General features: G+C 37.9%; 16 protein-coding genes. 5 read left to right on the plus strand and 11 right to left on the minus strand.

Annotated features, from left to right (window positions below):
• Positions 1 to 148: 148 nt before the first annotated feature.
• The gene (locus JI666_RS09685) at positions 149 to 565 is read right to left on the minus strand and encodes a DoxX family protein (protein WP_206891245.1); all 417 of its coding nucleotides are present in this window, start codon (positions 563 to 565) and stop codon (positions 149 to 151) included.
• A 160-nt stretch (positions 566 to 725) separates the two neighbouring features.
• Here JI666_RS09685 and JI666_RS09690 point away from each other — a divergent pair, with 160 nt between their 5' ends.
• Together JI666_RS09690 and JI666_RS09695 are read left to right on the plus strand one after the other, a co-directional pair.
• Positions 726 to 1,190 (plus strand): DinB family protein, encoded by a 465-nt coding sequence (locus tag JI666_RS09690; RefSeq protein ID WP_206891247.1) that lies wholly within the window; start codon positions 726 to 728, stop codon positions 1,188 to 1,190.
• Positions 1,191 to 1,294: 104 nt separating this feature from the next.
• The gene (locus tag JI666_RS09695) at positions 1,295 to 1,855 is read left to right on the plus strand and encodes an MEDS domain-containing protein (RefSeq protein WP_206891250.1); all 561 of its coding nucleotides are present in this window, start codon (positions 1,295 to 1,297) and stop codon (positions 1,853 to 1,855) included.
• 261 nt (positions 1,856 to 2,116) lie between these two features.
• Here JI666_RS09695 and JI666_RS09700 read toward each other — a convergent pair whose 3' ends face one another.
• The 3 genes from JI666_RS09700 to JI666_RS09710 all read right to left on the minus strand — a co-directional run bounded on the left by JI666_RS09700 (position 2,117) and on the right by JI666_RS09710 (position 4,160).
• Positions 2,117 to 2,290 carry a hypothetical protein gene (locus tag JI666_RS09700; RefSeq protein WP_206891252.1) on the minus strand — a complete coding sequence of 58 codons (174 nt, stop codon included), beginning with the start codon at positions 2,288 to 2,290 and terminating at the stop codon, positions 2,117 to 2,119.
• Between the two features lie 388 nt (positions 2,291 to 2,678).
• Positions 2,679 to 3,194, minus strand: a complete 516-nt coding sequence (locus JI666_RS09705) for a CBO0543 family protein (RefSeq protein ID WP_206891260.1) — start codon at positions 3,192 to 3,194, stop codon at positions 2,679 to 2,681.
• Positions 3,195 to 3,332: 138 nt separating this feature from the next.
• A complete protein-coding gene (locus JI666_RS09710; RefSeq protein ID WP_206891264.1) occupies positions 3,333 to 4,160 on the minus strand; it encodes an STAS domain-containing protein in 828 nt (275 codons plus the stop codon).
• 254 nt (positions 4,161 to 4,414) lie between these two features.
• Between JI666_RS09710 and JI666_RS09715 the strand changes: the two genes are divergently transcribed.
• Positions 4,415 to 5,305: a fructose bisphosphate aldolase gene (locus JI666_RS09715; protein ID WP_206891265.1), complete on the plus strand. Its 891-nt coding sequence runs from the start codon at positions 4,415 to 4,417 to the stop codon at positions 5,303 to 5,305.
• Between the two features lie 115 nt (positions 5,306 to 5,420).
• On the opposite strand, the gene JI666_RS09720 is transcribed toward JI666_RS09715, so the two are convergent.
• From JI666_RS09720 to JI666_RS09745, 6 genes are all read right to left on the minus strand, one after another.
• Positions 5,421 to 5,867 carry a hypothetical protein gene (locus tag JI666_RS09720; RefSeq protein WP_206891267.1) on the minus strand — a complete coding sequence of 149 codons (447 nt, stop codon included), beginning with the start codon at positions 5,865 to 5,867 and terminating at the stop codon, positions 5,421 to 5,423.
• Positions 5,868 to 5,956: 89 nt separating this feature from the next.
• The gene (locus tag JI666_RS09725; protein ID WP_206891270.1) at positions 5,957 to 7,888 is read right to left on the minus strand and encodes a fructose-1,6-bisphosphatase; all 1,932 of its coding nucleotides are present in this window, start codon (positions 7,886 to 7,888) and stop codon (positions 5,957 to 5,959) included.
• 202 nt (positions 7,889 to 8,090) lie between these two features.
• A complete protein-coding gene (locus JI666_RS09730) occupies positions 8,091 to 9,293 on the minus strand; it encodes a type III PLP-dependent enzyme (RefSeq protein WP_206891272.1) in 1,203 nt (400 codons plus the stop codon).
• A gap of 15 nt (positions 9,294 to 9,308) precedes the next feature.
• Positions 9,309 to 10,535 carry an MFS transporter gene (locus tag JI666_RS09735; RefSeq protein WP_349769318.1) on the minus strand — a complete coding sequence of 409 codons (1,227 nt, stop codon included), beginning with the start codon at positions 10,533 to 10,535 and terminating at the stop codon, positions 9,309 to 9,311.
• Complete coding sequence (locus JI666_RS09740; protein WP_286170710.1) at positions 10,528 to 12,552, minus strand: IucA/IucC family protein; 2,025 nt, start codon at positions 12,550 to 12,552, stop codon at positions 10,528 to 10,530. Before JI666_RS09740 ends, JI666_RS09735 begins: the two co-directional genes overlap by 8 nt.
• A gap of 4 nt (positions 12,553 to 12,556) precedes the next feature.
• Positions 12,557 to 14,515: an IucA/IucC family protein gene (locus tag JI666_RS09745; protein ID WP_206891275.1), complete on the minus strand. Its 1,959-nt coding sequence runs from the start codon at positions 14,513 to 14,515 to the stop codon at positions 12,557 to 12,559.
• A gap of 796 nt (positions 14,516 to 15,311) precedes the next feature.
• Here JI666_RS09745 and JI666_RS09750 point away from each other — a divergent pair.
• Both JI666_RS09750 and JI666_RS09755 read left to right on the plus strand, forming a co-directional pair.
• Positions 15,312 to 16,652 (plus strand): arsenic transporter, encoded by a 1,341-nt coding sequence (locus JI666_RS09750; protein WP_206891277.1) that lies wholly within the window; start codon positions 15,312 to 15,314, stop codon positions 16,650 to 16,652.
• A gap of 436 nt (positions 16,653 to 17,088) precedes the next feature.
• A complete protein-coding gene (locus JI666_RS09755) occupies positions 17,089 to 17,391 on the plus strand; it encodes a hypothetical protein (protein WP_206891279.1) in 303 nt (100 codons plus the stop codon).
• Between the two features lie 86 nt (positions 17,392 to 17,477).
• On the opposite strand, the gene JI666_RS09760 is transcribed toward JI666_RS09755, so the two are convergent.
• Positions 17,478 to 17,843: a cupin domain-containing protein gene (locus JI666_RS09760; protein WP_206891280.1), complete on the minus strand. Its 366-nt coding sequence runs from the start codon at positions 17,841 to 17,843 to the stop codon at positions 17,478 to 17,480.
• Between the last annotated feature and the right edge of the window lie 16 nt (positions 17,844 to 17,859).

The following is a 17,859-nucleotide window of genomic DNA, read 5'->3' on the forward strand; positions in this document are numbered from 1 at the left end:
TAAAAACAGCTATCCTCTCCACAATCACACCTTCTAAGTCACATGCTTGTTGTGCTCCATGTTGTTAAAAAAGCGACCTTACCGGCCGCTTTTTTTGCTTTTTTAGGAACCAAAAACGCTTTAGCTTCCTACTGCTTTATTGCTCTTTTTATAGTTTCTCTTTTCCATTTTCGCATTCTTTACATGGAAAAAGCTCACGAAGCTTTGCATCTCTTAGCCAAATTCCTCCCCAGGCTAAGATGGCTAAGTAAACTGGAAATAGTGTATGTGTAAACAGGGGATTATCTAAACGAATATGCGTTGAGATTGCACCACCAAAATAGCCTGTTAATAAGACAGCCCCTAGAATAGACGATCGAGGAAGAGCATAAAGAACAGCAGATACGAAGCCAAGGATACCTATCACCAATAGATGATGTTCAGAATAACCGAGCGCTATTGTACCTTCTACAACCGAAGTCGGCTTAAAAAATTTTGACATGCTATCAAGAATCATAAACAGAATAACAATACCGCTCATCAGTTTGGCGACCCAAATCCTACCTCTAGACATGGTGTTTTCCATCTGTGTCCCCCTCTTTCAGATTAACGTATCACCTTACTTCCATTGTTATATATACTTTTATAGCAATGTGTTTATGTCTTGCAGAAGATATTTCACTCTTAAAGGAAAAGGGTACTATGGCATAGAAATCCATTTGTATAGATGGAGGAGGTCGGTTTTAATGGAGAAGCGGCATGAAATTCTTTTCAATCAATTAGAAGACTTCAGAGGTTACCTGTTGAAAGTCGCAAATGTGAGTGAGGATGAAGGAGAGACTGTTCCAAAAGGTTTTAAGAATAACATCCGGTGGAACCTCGGTCATGTATATGTGGAACTATATATGTGGATTGAGACGCTAACGAAGGAAAAAGCATCGATACCTGAGCATTTCAATAAATGGTTCGGTTGGGGAAGTTCTCCAGAAGACTTTACAGAAGAAACGCCCTCGCTTGAAGAATTAAAGGTGCTATTAAAAAAACAATATTCTACTATCAAGGAAACTTATGGTGATCGATTAGAAGAGGTGTTTCAACCTACAGAAATCCGGGAGATGACTACAATTGAGCAAGTACTACTCTGGACAACTTTCCATGAGGGAATGCACCTTCAAGCAATCTTGGATATTAGAAAATGTATAACAGCTTGAATGGCACTATTAGTAAACCCTCCCAAAAATAGAAATCACTTGTTTAGCATTTGGGGCAATATTCTAGTAGAATATGAAGAATAATAAAAAGAAAGGGTGATGACTTGCAGAGTAAAATGAATCAATTATTTGTTGATCAGAAGAGTGTTCATGTGTTGTATGCCTATAGTGACATGCAGAAGTACATGGAACAGGTATTGAGTTATATACAAGAAGGCGTGCTTGCTGGAGATTATGTCATTCTAATTGAAAACGAACCGCTTTACCGTATGATTTATAAAGAATTAAATGAACGGTTATCGGAAGAACAAATGAAGTTTGTTCACCGCGTAAATAGCTTTGATTTCTATTTTTCAAGTGGCAGTTATCATCCACCAGCGATTGAGGCTTACTTTAATAAAGTAGTACAGCCATATGTGGAAAAAAAGATCTCTTTTCGATCTTGGGCACATGTTGAATGGGCTAGTATGGAGGAGCCACTTCATCTAATAGAAGATTTCGAGAAAATTGTAGACGGAGCCGTCAATCAATACTCGTTCCCATTAATTTGTGCGTACGATGGAGAAAGAATGCCAGACTATCTGATTAAAATTTTGATGGAAACACACCCATATGTGCTTATGGAAGAAGATTTCATGGTTTCCGAACAATATCAGTCAAGTTGATCACTATTAAAGACATGCTTATGCAAGAATCATAAGCATGTCTTTCTATGTTAAAGCTCTCTTAACTCTAAATTCCTTCATCAACTAGACCGTTTCCTATGAAGTCGGTATTAGTAACCAGATCATATCTTGCAAGGTTTCATTATAAGATCCAATCATTCCCAGAATGTTTGTCGAAAACATAAGCAGCCACAAACCTTGAAAAGCTAACGTTGCTTTAGAAAGCTTTAATATGTATTCCTTTGACATAATGCCCACACTTCACCTCTTATTCGCTCTACGTTCGATAGCAAAATAGAACGCAGCAATCATGAATAGAGTAGTTGAAAGAAAAAGCACAATCCCATTCCACTCTCCATTAAATATGGTCACGTTCACTAGAGTAGTTGTATGCATGACGAATAGTAAGATAAATAAAATTGTATAGGTTTTCAAATAGGTCACCCCCACTTCTCCAAAGTATTTAAGAATAATTTAATTAGCTTTATTACATATACGTATGAAAAAAGATGAAGGTTCCAACTAGATCTTTTTTTCTGTCTAATTCCAATATATTCAATCTTTTAGAAGTTTTTTTTCGGAGAGATTGTTGTTATAAAGCAGTTGATATCCGCATATCAGCTAAGCGTAACCAACGAGCATTACTTTTTTACATAAGGCTATGTTAGCTCATATTGTTGATTTCTCTATTTTTGACTCATTCGAGTGAAACCTTAGTTTCACTCGAATGAGCCAAAAATCAACACTGCTCACTAACTTATCCTTACATAATAATAGGAACTTACCTTAAGCAAGGTAAGTTCCCGATTTCATTTACAACTTTCTATCTCATTTTAGTCAACGGCACTCCGAATACGATACACAGAAATATAATAAACAAAAATGAAAGTGCCCAAGTTAACAAGGGTTTCCGATGATGTAAACCAACCATAGAAAAGGTGACAAAGTTAAACAGAATTGACCACTTTAACGACCATTCATTGTCATAATGAATATAATCAACGATTAGAACGCCCCATTCTAAACCTGTAAAAATGAGGACCCATAACAATAGCCTTATTATTTTTCCCACTACCGTTTTGGGAAAGTTGGACAAATACAATAGAACAACCGCAGGGAACTGTGTGAAAATAATCCACATATCAACAAGAGTATGATTGGGGAAGACACCACTCATATCATCCCATTCCCACGTAGGGTATTCATATGTAATCACATTAAAAAGAACCGCATTTACGATCATGTATAGCATTGTAGGATAATACTTCTCCCAGTTTCTCCAATCCCCATAACGCCAGGCAGTTAGAAGAAATAATATCGTAACAATAATTGAAATCATAAATAATCGCCTCTTACATTAATAGTTCCTACTAGTATGTTCTAAAAACAGGTATTCAGTATTGTTAATAAGAGAATGATTTCAGTTCAGTAAGAAAGCTTGAGCTGTTCCGTAAAAATTTATACACATAGTACATCGTTAAGTAATAAAATATTCTCTTAATGCCTGCTGTAATGTACCTAATGTTCTAATATTTTTATCTAACTTAATGCCAAGCTCCGTTACTTTCATTACAACTAACTTCCTTAATCCTGTTATAACAGTGGTGCAACCCATCAGTGAGGCGCCATCGATGATTTGAATCAATCGGTAAACATCATCACGATTTATATCTGCAACTCCGGATAAGTCCATAATTAATGTTTGGATACGCATTTCGCTTATTACGGTTAATACCTTATCCTCAAGGATTTCGGTTCGTTCAGCATCAATTGCCCCGATTAAAGGAAGGATGCTTACCGAGTGGTTAATTGGAATAATGGGAACGGAAAGATTTTCAACTAGTTCTCTCTGAGCCTTTATGAGTGAATCTTTATATTTCGTATAACTTATAAAAAAGGAATTCAAAAAGTTGTCTACTCGGTTGTTAATTTGTTTTTCCATTTCAAAAAAATCAAAACTCTTATCATTACTTTCCAATTCCGTATATTTCTGAAAAAATACCCATAGTGTTCGACGTATAGCTTGTACCCACTCTAATTTAAAAGAGACAGCAAGAGAATGTGTTGCCCATGCAATTCCTTCTTGTTCTGCAAAAACGTGAAGATCCTGATCATTTTCTTCAATGATATAAACAACGAGTGTATGAGCATTAGTAACAAGATCAATATTGCCTACTCTTAGTATTTCATCAATTTTATCTTTAACGTTAACAGCTTCTTTTAGTAGTGTTTCTGTAAAAATCTTACTGTTTGCTTCGAAGAATTCTAAGAATTGAGAAGAATCTTTATATGTAGTCGTTTTCAATTGCCTCTCCCCCTACATTTATAAACTACTTTTATTATAAAGGAACTATCACTTTTATGCAGTACCACCTATTATTTTTCTGAATTTTTTATATTTCAACAATGACTCCTGAAGCTACGTGCTTCCACCCTAAGGTAAAGTTGCTTTTTGCTTTTCAACGGCGAAAAACAATTGGATGTTAGTTATGATGGAATAATGGGAACAGTAAAGGTGGATGTTATTTTGAAGATTAGAATCGAAAAGGAGTGGATAACATGAATAACAGTCAATTCGACAAAATCAAGAACGGAAAAGGTTTTATTGCAGCGCTAGACCAAAGCGGTGGTAGTACACCTAAAGCTCTAGCAGAGTATGGTGTGCCTGAAGACGCTTATTCGAATGAGGAAGAGATGTTTGATCGTGTACACCAAATGCGTACAAGAATTATTACATCCCCTGCATTTAACCCAGACCAAATTCTTGGCGCTATTCTATTTGAGCAAACAATGGATCGCGAAATTGAAGGGAAATATACGGGAGACTACCTTGCTGATAAAGGAATTGTTCCTTTCTTGAAGGTGGATAAAGGATTAGCTGATCAGGAAAACGGCGTACAGCTTATGAAACCAATCTCAGATCTAGATGAGACGCTTCGTCGTGCCAATGAACGAAAAATCTTTGGTACTAAGATGCGCTCTGTCATTCATGAGCCAAACACAAGCGGAATTAAAGCTGTAGTCGATCAGCAGTTCGAAGTTGGAAAACGCATTGTGAATTCAGATTTGATGCCAATCATCGAACCAGAAGTCAACATTAACAGCAAAAACAAAGAACAATCCGAAGAAATTCTGCGTGATGAAATCATTAAACATCTGAATGAGTTATCAGAAAATGAAAATGTCATGCTGAAGCTGTCAATTCCAACGAAAGCGAATGCTTATAAAGAATTGATTGAGCACCCACGCGTTTTACGCGTAGTTGCACTATCTGGCGGTTACTCTCGCGATGAAGCAAATGAGAAGTTAAAAGAAAATGATGGTCTCATTGCAAGCTTCTCAAGAGCACTAGCTGCAGACTTAAATGCTAAACAGTCCGATGAAGAGTTTAACGAAGCGCTTCAAAATGCTGTAGACAGCATTTATGATGCTTCTGTAAACAAAAAATAAATCAATGTAGGTAAACATGAGAAGGGATCTTATCCACCATTGGATAAGATCCCTTTGTTTATAAATTTCATTATTTTGCTTAGAATGGTCCTACTTATAAAGGGTTGAAATGAACTTATCTCCTTTTGTTAATCAGTAGTTCAAACCCATAAAGTATAAACGAGAAACTAAAATAGGTTAAAAAAACATGGATGCGTTTAAAATGAATTAATTTAAAAACGTTTGCCTTTTCTAATACATAACTGAATACAAACGCAAAGAAACCATCAATGACTAAATTCATTGCCACAAAACGTTTTAAATGACCAAAAGTAAAGTAAAAGACCCATAATGTTCCTATAAAAAATGGTCCCATGATAAAGGTAATATCGTTAAATATCTTTGTCTTCAAACCCCCATCTACCCTCCACCATTTATAAGGAACAGCTAAGGCACTCAACCCGCCAACAAGAATGGATGCCAAAATAGCCACTGGTAAGTACCTTATGAAAGAACGTTTGGGATAGAAAACAATGGAAATCCATGGAAGGATAAGTTGAGTGAATCGAAGAAAAGTAGCCATCAAGTGAACCCCTTTTCTCTTTACTCTTCCATGAACAATGCAATTTTATTTAGAAAAAAGGAAATTCATCCTATTGGTTCCATCTTGAATTAATTGATGTAGCGATATTCCATCAAGCTCTTTAATATAGTAAGTTCCTGTTGTAATTCCTCACCAATATTCGTTTCCTGAACTTTTTTCCTTTCTAGTTCTTTGTCCACCAACCTTTTTACCGATAGTACATCTGCCCCGTTTAATAGGACCTCTTCTTTCGAATTAAATTGCTTATGGGCGACAAGTTGCATACCGTAGGAATTAAACAATAGCGTGTAACCAGCTATACCGGTTGTTGATTGGTATGCTTTAGAAAAGCCTCCATCTATTACGATCATTTTCCCATTTGCTTTAATTGGATTTTCCCCATCAATTTCTTTAACAGGAGTATGCCCATTAATAATATGACCTTGATCTGGATTAAGATCAAAATCTGTTAAGATACTGCGACAAGTCTCTTCCTGTTCACGTAGATGATAGTAAGGATTCTTTTTCTCTTTATGGCTTTCTTTATCTTTAATGAAATATCTTTCAAAGGTTGTCATCTCTCTTTTGCCAAACAATGATGAATATTCACCTGTCCATAAGTACCAAACCATATCTGTTGAAAGATCATCAGTCTCTTCTGGATGTGCAAAAGCATGGCGTAAATAATTCTCAAACACATCAAGTAAATCACGACCTGCATAGGATTTATTTTCAATCGTCATTTTTTCCATTTTTCCTTTTTCGTCTAAAGGAATACACCCATGAATTAATAAGTTACCGTTGTATTTTAAATAAAGGCTGCCTTTTTTCATCAGAAAATTCATATGTCTGGCAAGCTTCTCTGAATGTTGAAGAGAAAATAACAGTTTGTCCATCACTTCCTTTTCTTCGTCTAATAGCTGATCTGGTTGTTCAGGATTAATTGTTGCAAAGCAAGTATTCTCAAGTGAATACGTCTGACCATGAATTGTTATTTCTTGGTTGTCGTAATCAATCTTCTCTAACAGAAGTCTTTCTGACATATTAAAATAAGACCGCCTCTTGATAATAGGACTTTCAAGTTTGAATTGAATCATTGCAATGGCTTGATGTATTTTGGTGCTTTGTAGGGTTTCATGACTGGATTGCTCGTCTGATTGTACCTTTGGTCTAAAGGCCGGGTTGTCATCATAGTATTTCTCCGCAAGATTAAGAAGGGGTCTAAGGTTAATCCCATACACATCTTCAATAATTTCTAGATTGTTGTACCTCGCGCATATACGGATAATATTAGCAAGACAAACCTTTGATCCAGCAAAAGCTCCTATCCATAGAACATCATGATTCCCCCACTGAATATCTACAGAGTGATAATGGATGAGTGTTTCCATAATTTTATCCGGTTCTGGACCTCGATCATAAATATCTCCAACGACATGAAGATGATCAACCACCAATCGTTGAGTTGTATAAGCAAGACCTGTAAGGAGCTTATCAGCTTGACCAAGGGCAATCATCTGCTGAAGGATTTTCTCATAATAAGCTTCTTTATTGTTTAGATCATTGGCCGTTTTATATAATAGCTCTTCGATAACATAGACAAACTGAGTAGGTAAGGCTTTACGTAATTTAGAACGTGTGTATTTAGAAGAGGCGTAAGAAATAAGTTTAAGCATCCGCTCAATGGTCTGGGTATACCATTGATAGAGATCTTTTTCATTGTTGAAACCATTTTTGATTAACTTAATTTTCTCTTCAGGATAATACACTAACGTTGCAAATTCATTCATTTCTTGATCAGTTAATAGATCGGCAAATAGATCCGTAATCTTTTCTTTTACTTTTCCGGAACCATTTCTTAATACATGTTGAAAAGCTTGATACTCTCCATGCAAATCACTTACGAAATGCTCGGTACCCTTTGGTAGATTTAGAATGGCTTTAAGGTTAATGATTTCAGTTACTACTTTATCTTCACTATTATATTTCTGGGCTAGTAAGTCTAAGTATTTGGTATTCAAAACGATGTAACCCCTTTCAGTATTCGATGCTATCTAAGAGAAAAAAGTCGTTTATTCCTTTTCATTACATATGATCGTAACACATTTCTAAAGTAAGAAGTGTCTCAAATACACAGTACAAACATGGTGCTGAGTGTTTTTAATAGCTCTTCATCATATATAAAAGCACTTACCTATTAAAAGGCAAGTGCTCTCGCATCTATTATATATACACATGTTCAGGATGTGGGTGGCTAAGGAAGTCATGGTGAGAAATCGTCCATCCATAAGCTCCTGCATATTCGAATATAAGAACATCACCAGGTCTAAGCTTCGTCATAAATTCCTTGCGTATTAGCACATCATTAGGCGTACACAATTCTCCTGCAACTGTAACTGCTGCATTAACGATTTCTGGCCGCTCAAACGGGTAACCCCAGTCTTCAATCGAATAAATTCGAAACGGCTGACTGATTTTCCATGCGGCTGGAAATCGGAGATGATGCGATCCACCACGGATTATCGCATAATGTTCATTGTGATTCGTTTTCACATCCAATACTTCCGCAACATAAGACCCACATTCTGCGGTCAAGTATCGGCCGATCTCAAGAAATAATGTAAGATTCTCATCTTTGTAGTTGATCTCACATGCTGCCAATCCATTAGCAAGCGTATCCCAGTCAAATGGTTCATCAGGGTTCCAGTAGTTGATCCCTACCCCACCACCAATGTCGATAATGGGCGTATTCAACTCGTACTCATCTCGCCAAGCTAGTGATTTTTCGATGCACATTTCTACAAATCGCACATGTGCTTGTGCATCTAAATTATTGGACATAGCGTGAAAATGAAAACCTTTTACATCAATATGCTCTAGCTCCATTGCTTTTTCAATGAGTTCTGGTAGATCCCGTTCATCTACGCCAAACTGACTGGGTACGCCAGACATTCTGATATTGCTTTCTGAAACATTCTCACTTAAATTAACTCTGAGAAGAACAGGTAGGATCAACTCGTTTTGTTCCGCGACATAATTCATTCGATTTAATTCATGGAAGCTCTCTACGTTTAGAAAGTCTACGTTGTGATCCAATGCTTTTTCCATTTCACTATCTTTTTTACCAGGTCCTCCGAACAACATCGGTTTATCTGAAACGTTGCTTACTTTACCGATTTCACCAATGGAAGCTACTTCAAAGCCATCAACTATCGGATCAAGCGTATTAAGCAGCTCCTTAGCTGGATTTGCTTTAACGGCATAGTAGAACCTACAAAAAGACGGCAAGCTATTTTTTATCGATTCTGCATGTTGCTTAAGTCGTTCAAGATCATAGACATAGGCACAGATTGGCTCTGAGTCCTGGCCACCCTTTCTTTGTTCAATGTATGTTTCGACAGCACTTTTCTTTTCAATTGTTTCCATCACGTTGCCTCCACCTTATGTATTCCATAGTTCCGGACGTCTCCAAACGAGAAGAAGTGTCGTGAAAAAGCAGCCGAAACCCATAACTAAACCCGCTATGAGTGTACCAAAATGACCAGCAATCACTCCAATAAGAAGGGCTCCTAGCGGAATATACGCGCGATCCATTAAGGCAATGCTTAACACTCTTCCACGTAAAGCCTGTGTAACTTGCATCTGAAGTGTGATTCTGCTTGTCGTCCGATACAATTGACTCGTAAAACCTACACTTAGCATTAGCATAAGTGATAATAAATAACTTCCATTAAATAGAATAAATAACCCGAGAAACAATCCGAACCCAAGGGCAGAGAGAATCAAGACTTTTCCTTGATAACGCGGTTGGTTCAAGGAAAGGACTAGCGTTGCGATGATTGCCCCAATGGAAGAAATGGATAGTAACAAACCAAAACCATCAGGTCCCATCCCCATCAACTCTTCAGCAAACAGCGGAAGCATTGTTGTATATGGAAAGCCAAAAATCATTGGTGCGATCGCGAACAATAAAATCGTAACAATTAGGCGGTTTTCCTTCATATAATGAAACGTTTCTTTCAAGTCCTCTTTGTTGGTTGCGTGATGTTTATCAAGTAAACATGCAGGAGAATTTGTTTGAATGAAAGCTAGAGAAAACAGCATGACGAGAGTCCCACATGCAACGAATAGAAAGAGTACCGGCGCACTCACGGTAAGCAAGAGCGAGCCTGCAAGCGCTGGTCCAAGCATACGTGCAAGGTTGATCACCAACGTTTGGAGTGAGATAGCGCTTCCGAGTCGGCTTTCATCAACCAGATCCGATAAGAACGCATTTCGAACCGGAACTTCAATTGTCATAAAGAGCGATCTTCCAACTACGGCTATATAAAGAAAGACAACAGAAACTTGAGCAAACACAAGATAAGAAAGTAAAGCAGTGGTAAGAATTATGCCAATATAACTCACCGCGAGAATGGTCTTGCGGTTATACCGATCGGCTAGCACTCCTGCCTGTATTCCAAATATGAGGATTGGAAGTAATCTGCATGCGTTTAGAATCGCAAGAGCGACTGGAGAACCTGTCCATTGATAGACTAGCCAGTTCAATAGCGTAAGGTCCATCCAATCTGTCGTACGAACGAAGAAACTTCCACCTAGAAAATACCGAAATGAACGAGATGTTAGAGCCGAATGATCACTGAATGCTAACCGTTTTATTCTACTCACTTTCCTCATCCATTTGATGAAGAGGATTCGCGACCTCTGTATAGCAATAGTCTTTTGCATTCGTTAATCGCATTTTGGTGAGTGATTTATGCATAACATTCGGCTTGAATAAGAATTCACGATCGTTTACTACGTTTTCTTCTACCCCTTTTTGAAGGGAAAGGGATTGTAATGTCTGGTCACAAACGTGCTTAACTCGCTTCCAAAACGTCTCCTCCTCAACTCCTGAGTATTGAACAAGCTGACGGACGATTTCACCAAGATGGTTTTGGAAAACCGTATAATACAGCTTATTGTGCATCTCGGATAGTTTGTCGGTTATGGAAACAGATCCACTGGTAAACGTTAGTGCAATTCCTTGCTGATCAAGACGCTCTTTATAAATTCGTGCACCACCCCAGTCTCGGAAAAAGAAGCGAGAAAGTCGTCCCTCTTTAAAAACTGGAATACTATTCTGAAGATGACCCTCAAGAGCGACTCCGTATTTTACCATCAATGTTAAATAGCCTGGAATGACAGTGGTGATGTAGTCTTCAAAGAAGGGGAAAACAGCGCTGTTCTTCGTTAAGTTGTTCGCTTTCGCATAGTGCGTAACAAGTTCTGCAAGAATCGTTTGGTCACTTAATGGAGATTGTGCATACAATGCAGGTCCTGCAACAGCTAATTCATCTTCTTTCAGCTCATCCTCAATCGTTTCACGCAACAACATCGTTAAATTTCTACTTTTTAATTTGTCCGTTGAGTTGAAAGCAACCCCTGCAATTTCGTTTAATGGTATAAAGTTTTTTAACAATGGTTCTTTTTCCATAATCTTTTGAATCATCGATGTAAACAATGTCGAATTCATAGCGGTTTGAGTCGAGATCGACCTTATCGTAGAAGTCATCTGACTGTTAACCGCAAGCTTTAATGATGGTGATGAACTGTTTTTCGGATAAACGGTTCGGAATGAAGAGGTCGCCTCCGCTTCTAGTTTGACACTTTCAATCATCATCATCATTCCTTCATTAAGCTCTCTCGCATAAACACTTGGAATCGAGTGTTCATACTGCCATTCATGAACTGGTATGATTTCGTACAAATCTGGTATTAATCCTTTTTGTGTTAACTCCGTAAGGCACTGCTTCAATTCATCTGGATAGTAGGGCTCAAGCAAGTGCTGTGTTTCTGTGTCTGTTGTTAAGACATGCTTACGATCCACTGCAACGAAACGAACGTTAAACGTTTGATGAAACTCAGGAGCATAACGGAAAATGTCTTCAGGATTTAATCCCATTTTGGTCTTGGCTCCAGGGTGCAAATGGTGTCCATCAAGCACAAGTTGTTCTAAGAATAAACTTTGAGAAAAGGTCGGATCTTCTTTCTTTTTCTTAAGAAGATAGTCCCCTGTTGAATTAGCAGCTAATCGACTTGCTTCTTTCTGAATTTCTTTTTTCCATAACTCTTCATACATATAAGCTAACTCCAGATTAGCCGTCCCATTGTTAAGCTCATTTATAAAATGATCTAGATTCACTTGATCGTCATGGCCGAACAACAGCTTAATTAAGTCCGATGCTAGCTTAATGACAGTCATTCCGTTCTCGTTCATGTATAAAATCTCATCCGTTGTTTCAATTCGTTGAAACGCATACTCATTCTGAATCGGAAAAACAATGAACGAATCAGTAGACTCAACCACTTTATAAGTAAGGTCCTCACGAATCGGATACTCCTGGATATGCTTTATAAATTTTTTCCACTGTTTAGTATCTTTCTCTCGATTCACGATATAAACTGAACCCATTTTCTTCAGATCAAACGCTTCAGCATAAAAGTTATTAATGTTTTCTCTAAGAATTGATGATGCTAATTTATGAAGAATCCCCTTTCGCCCTTTATCTAGGTTCGCCATATAACGATTTGCGTTAGAAGGCTGCTGTTTCATAACGAAACGCATACAGTTCACTTCTTCTTCTAACATGAAATCCTTATCGTTTCTATCATTCATCAGACTCTTAATGTATTGAATCGACATTTCGTTACACCTCGTTCGTTAAACTTAAAGGATTCGCAATATCCACATAAGCATTTTCTGTAAATTGATTCGTGAGTCTCATTTTAACTAACGCCTTCATGCTTGATTGCGGAGACATCATAAGTTCTTTATCCTTTAGATTGCACCTAGGGATCGAACTGTCACGGGTTAAAGAAGTATAAATTTCTTTAATCGTGCTTCGAACCGATTTCCAAAGTTGCGCTTCATTTACTTGTAACTTGCGCGATAATGCTACGATAATTTCACCCATATGATTATGAATGAGCGCATGGAAAAAGACATCAAGGAGCTCCTGACTACTTTCTGTCATTAAATTGGTGCTTCCATCAAGCTCCTCTAGGCCGATAAAATGACTTAATCGTTCATTCATGACCCGAATTCCACCGTTATCTCTCACAATCATGCGTTCAGGTAATCCATCTCGAAACACGCAAACACAATTCTGCAAGTGAACTTCCATGCTGATTCCGTACTTAGTGATTAACGTTAAAACGCCCGGGAAAAGAACACTTGCATATTTTTCAATATAGTCGACAGCTGCAGCCGAAATAGAAGCGAACTTATTATTTCTAGCATAATTTAGAATTAGCTCTTCCATTAAAAGTTGATTTGTCACAGGAGACTCGTTAATAAGGGCAGCCGCAGGCAGTGCGATTTCCTCATTTGTTAGAGACGCTTCTGGATTCTCCCTTATAATCGATGCTAAATTCTTCTGAAGGAAATAACGATCGTCTGCACCAACTGACGGGTCTGGTTCGAAATGAATTCCCGCTTCTTCACTCATAAAACGTAACGAACTTTTGATAAGTGAGTCATTTGCCGTAATCGTTTGGAGAACAGAAGATACCTTAGGTCCATTACGAGTTGAAGCTGCTGAAACAGTTCTGATTGCACTTGTCATTTGGACGTTCATAGCCGTTTTAATATGATGTTTTGTCTGATCTCCGAGCGGTGCCAAAGAACGAAAAGAAACAAGTGCTGCTGTCTCTATTGTGCTCCCTTCAAGAGGGACAATCCAATTATTGTCGAGAGCTTCTTTATAGTATGACTTGATTGTATTTTTAAATTGCCACGGATGAACAGGAATCAGCTCATAATCGTTTAAGTTCAGTTTCTTACTAGACATGACGAATTTAAATTGATTCGAAACTTCAGGGTACTCTTCCAATAGAATTCCGGTTGCTGATCGATTTTCTAAATTCGTCATCTGACAGAATTTCTTATGAACGGCTACAGGAATGACATTCGGCTCGCCTGTCCACTCAGGTGCAAATTGCGTTACATCTCTTGGAGACAACCCTAGTCGAGTTCTAGAGCACGGATGAATCGTATGTCCTTGAATGACCCACTGCTCAAAGAAAATGAGTGGACTAAACGATGCGTTTTGACGTTTCTTCTCAAGCACATAATTCATCGTATTATTCACTTCAAGCTGCTTCGCTTCTCTTTGAACATTCTTTTTTCTTTCTTCAGCTATTGTTAATGCAAGCGCATAGTTATGTGTGCTATTAGTCATTTCTTCAAAGAACTGGTCGATGTGATCGAAGGTCGTGGCGAAACCGTTGTCTGTTAGTAACGACAGGAATTGACTTGGGTTTGTTATCACCTTTTTATGACCTGACACATTCGCATAAAGGATATCACCGTCGATATCAATGTGACTTAAGGTATAAACCTTAGCGATAGGAACTTCAATTTGTTCATCTTCGTCGTTGAGCTTAATGATAGCGATTGAGGTTGAGTCTTTCTTGTTTAACCATTCAACTTTCATTAATTTTTCTCGTAGAATCGCTTGAACGAGTTGATGAAGAATGACTTTCTCAGCTACTCCTAGATTATTTTTATATGGCTTTATAAAATGAGGATAATCTTTTTGTAAGTAAGTAACGACTTCTGAACCGTAGTCGTATGTACTGTTCACTTCTTTGATGTTGTTCTTCAATCAGAACCCTCCTTTACATCCGCACAGTATTGAAAATGATTATCAATTACTTCTCACTCATACTAATTGAAAACGATTATCACTGTCAAACCTTATCGATAAAACGGGACCATCGCTATAGGTAACGTCCATATATTGGATAGTCCGTTCAACCAGGTGGGGAATTTTTCTCATTTCTTTAGTCTACTACATAGCGACAAAATGCACTCATTAAAAAGACTAACGAATATGCCTTCGTTAGTCTTTTAGCGGTTTAGCGGTGCCTGTCACCACCCGATTTAGCGTGAATATTGTCGAATGATAAATTAAGCAAAACGCGGGTGACAGGCACCACCCGGTTTTGCTCGAAGGGTGTCGACTGGGATAGAGTACAAAAAAAGAAGTGTAGTTGAGCCTCTCATTTTCTGGTTATTTAACTAACTTTAGTCGCTCTATTTCTCTTAAAATCTAACCCAACAGTACAGACGCCTACCATTAATTCTGTTGTCCGCTCAGAATGCTTTTCCCGTTTTTTGCACCACCTAAATACGCTCATTCCATTTCTATAATTTACCAAAAAATGAATGGATCACATTCTTCTTAATAGAATGTGATCCATTTTCTTCGTTAAGCAACATATCTAGGTAAATGTCTCTGATGGACAAGAGCCACTTTTGTGGCCTAGCATGGCATTCGCTCAGTCAAAGTTTGTCCATTGACGTAATATATCGTAACACTCCACAAATTGTGGTAAACAAATGTCTCAGACATGAATTAGCCTACATGTGAGGGTTAAGAAAGGAAGGAAAAATACAAGATGATCGAAATGATAACGATTGCTACGTTTATTGCAACTCTGTTTTTCATTTTCATTAGACCATGGGGAATAAACATTGCACTTCCTGCAACCATTGGCGCTGCCTTCATTATAGTAATTGGCGTTGTTTCCAACAGTGACCTACTTACCATTTCGTCAAAGGTTAGTGGAGCAGGTATTACAATTGTCGCAACGGTCGTTATGGCGATTGTGTTAGAAAGCTTTGGGTTCTTTCACTGGTGTGCTTCACAGTTAGTAGATCGCTCCAAAGGTTCAGGAATTCGACTCTTTTTCTATACGAACTTGCTTTGCTTTCTCATGACGCTTTTCTTTAATAACGATGGCAGTATTCTTATCACTACCCCAATTCTCATCTTACTGTTAAATCATCTATCGTTTTCCATGAAAGAAAAGATTCCTTATTTACTAAGTGGTGCGCTTGTCGCCACAGCATCAAGTGCGCCTATTGGGGTTAGTAACATTGTGAACCTCATCTCACTGGATATTATTGATATCTCCTTGTACCGACATACCGCTATGATGCTCGTTCCAGCTTCTATTGGCTTATTCTTCATGGTTCTCTTACTGTATCTCGTATTCAGAAAGCAGTTACCAGCTACTTTTGAAGCAAAAAAGTTTGAAATAAAAGATCAAATTCCTTCCAGGATTTTTGGAGGATATAATGCCGATCTTGATCCGAAGAAAGTAGCTCGCTTCATGAAAAAAGTTCTTCTATTTGTTTTTACTGTTCGGATCGGATTGTACGTTGCATCTTACGTAAACTTTCCAGTATCTATTGTTGCCGTAATTGGTTCACTCGCCCTACTAGGTTGGAGGTGGTACTACTTGCGCGTCAATCCACTCGATATGCTAAAGAAAACACCGTGGTCTATTTTCTTATTCGCATTTAGTATGTATGTTCTAGTCTTCGGGTTATCAAACATTGGATTAACCGACCTAGTTGTTCGATACTTAGAACCTTTCGCTGAGGCTTCTCTTTACCAAGCGAGTGTGATGAATGGACTAGCGGTAACCCTGTTCTCTAACTTATTTAACAACCACCCTGCCTTAATGATTGGTACCATATCTCTAACTGCAATGACGATTGATCATTCAGTAATGGAAAGCATGTACCTAGCTAGTATCGTAGGTAGTGATATAGGCTCTCTAATCCTTCCGATGGGAACATTAGCAACACTAATCTGGATGCACATTCTTAAGAAGAAAGGCATCGTGGTAACATGGTGGCAATATATCAAAGTTACTCTTATCGTCATTCCACCTACCATTATGGTTACTTGGACACTTTTATACTTCTGGTTAGAGTGGTTATTCTTCTAATAATGCATTATTAGAAGAAATTTTTTTAGAGTAATAAGCTCTAATACAAGCACCTATACACTTATGAAATTCAAACATACACTATCATATCTTTTACTAGAAAGTTGGTTTTAATTTAAGAAAGAAAGACAGATGGAAATGTGACTGCGACACTTTGTTATGTGATTGTCATAAGAAACATTCAAATCATTGTGATTGTCATAAGAAACATTCGAATCATTGTGATTGTCATAAATGTTGTTGTCAAGGGCCTCCATGACCTCCAGGACCTAGAGGCGACACTGGCGCTCAAGGACCTAAAGGCGACACCGGACCTCCAGGACCTAAAGGGGATACCGGCGCGACTGCCAATACAATTTATCTAGCAGCAGAAGTTGTTCCTAGTGGACATTTCTTAGGAATCGGTTCATCAGATAATCAATTCGCAAAAAGTAATGTGGTTGTTCCGGCAGATGCAACTATTACAGGATTAGTCGTTAGTATTCGAGATGAGATCTTAACCACACAGAATGTTACAGCTGAAATTTATAGGAGTACAAACTGTGGATTTGCATCTATTGCAACTGGAATTATTGCTACAGTAACTGGACCTAACAACCAAAATTCACCGAATTGCTGTGCAGTGGCTACCGCAAAATTTCCTGTCAAACAATGCGATTTGCTGTCTGTAAGAATCACCCATAGTGGCAACCAGTCATTACAGGACGGCGCTACAGCTGCTATTCTTTTTTCCACATAAACTTTATTGTTGAAGAGCAAATTCATAGAATATGAATTTGTTCTTTTTTATGATTTAACCCCATTTTTCTTCTATCGGATTCCATTTTATATCCAAATATCATTTTCAGCAGTTAAATCCCCCTTGCTATCTCCTGTGTTTACTACACCCTTAGGCTCCACTAATATTAAGTGGCATTCCTTCTCTGCAAATGGTTTATGCTCGACACCTTTTGGTACTACATACATTTCCCCTTTAGAAAGTTGAACTTCTCCATCTCGAAATGCAATGGTCATCTCACCTTCTATCACAATAAATACCTCATCGGTTTCTTGATGATTATGCCATACGAAATCACCTTTCACTTTAACCAGTTTAAATTGATAGTCATTCATTTCACTGACTACTTTTGGAGACCAGTGCTCACTAAATTTAGATAATTTCTCGCTGAAATTAATAGGGTCATACTTCATTTCGTTTTCTCCTCAC

The sequence above is a fragment of the Bacillus sp. NTK071 genome, assembly GCF_017303315.1.
In the GTDB taxonomy this organism is placed as follows: Bacteria; Bacillota; Bacilli; order Bacillales; family Guptibacillaceae; genus Guptibacillus.

Bases quoted from the DNA above. Each gene is read 5' to 3' on its own strand.
- JI666_RS09685 (WP_206891245.1), bottom strand. From the start codon at position 565: ATGGAAAACACCATGTCTAGAGGTAGGATTTGGGTCGCCAAACTGATG.
- JI666_RS09690 (WP_206891247.1), top strand. From the start codon at position 726: ATGGAGAAGCGGCATGAAATTCTTTTCAATCAATTAGAAGACTTCAGA.
- JI666_RS09705 (WP_206891260.1), bottom strand. From the start codon at position 3,194: ATGATTTCAATTATTGTTACGATATTATTTCTTCTAACTGCCTGGCGT.
- JI666_RS09715 (WP_206891265.1), top strand. From the start codon at position 4,415: ATGAATAACAGTCAATTCGACAAAATCAAGAACGGAAAAGGTTTTATT.
- JI666_RS09720 (WP_206891267.1), bottom strand. From the start codon at position 5,867: ATGGCTACTTTTCTTCGATTCACTCAACTTATCCTTCCATGGATTTCC.
- JI666_RS09730 (WP_206891272.1), bottom strand. From the start codon at position 9,293: ATGGAAACAATTGAAAAGAAAAGTGCTGTCGAAACATACATTGAACAA.
- JI666_RS09740 (WP_286170710.1), bottom strand. From the start codon at position 12,552: ATGTCGATTCAATACATTAAGAGTCTGATGAATGATAGAAACGATAAG.
- JI666_RS09750 (WP_206891277.1), top strand. From the start codon at position 15,312: ATGATCGAAATGATAACGATTGCTACGTTTATTGCAACTCTGTTTTTC.
- JI666_RS09760 (WP_206891280.1), bottom strand. From the start codon at position 17,843: ATGAAGTATGACCCTATTAATTTCAGCGAGAAATTATCTAAATTTAGT.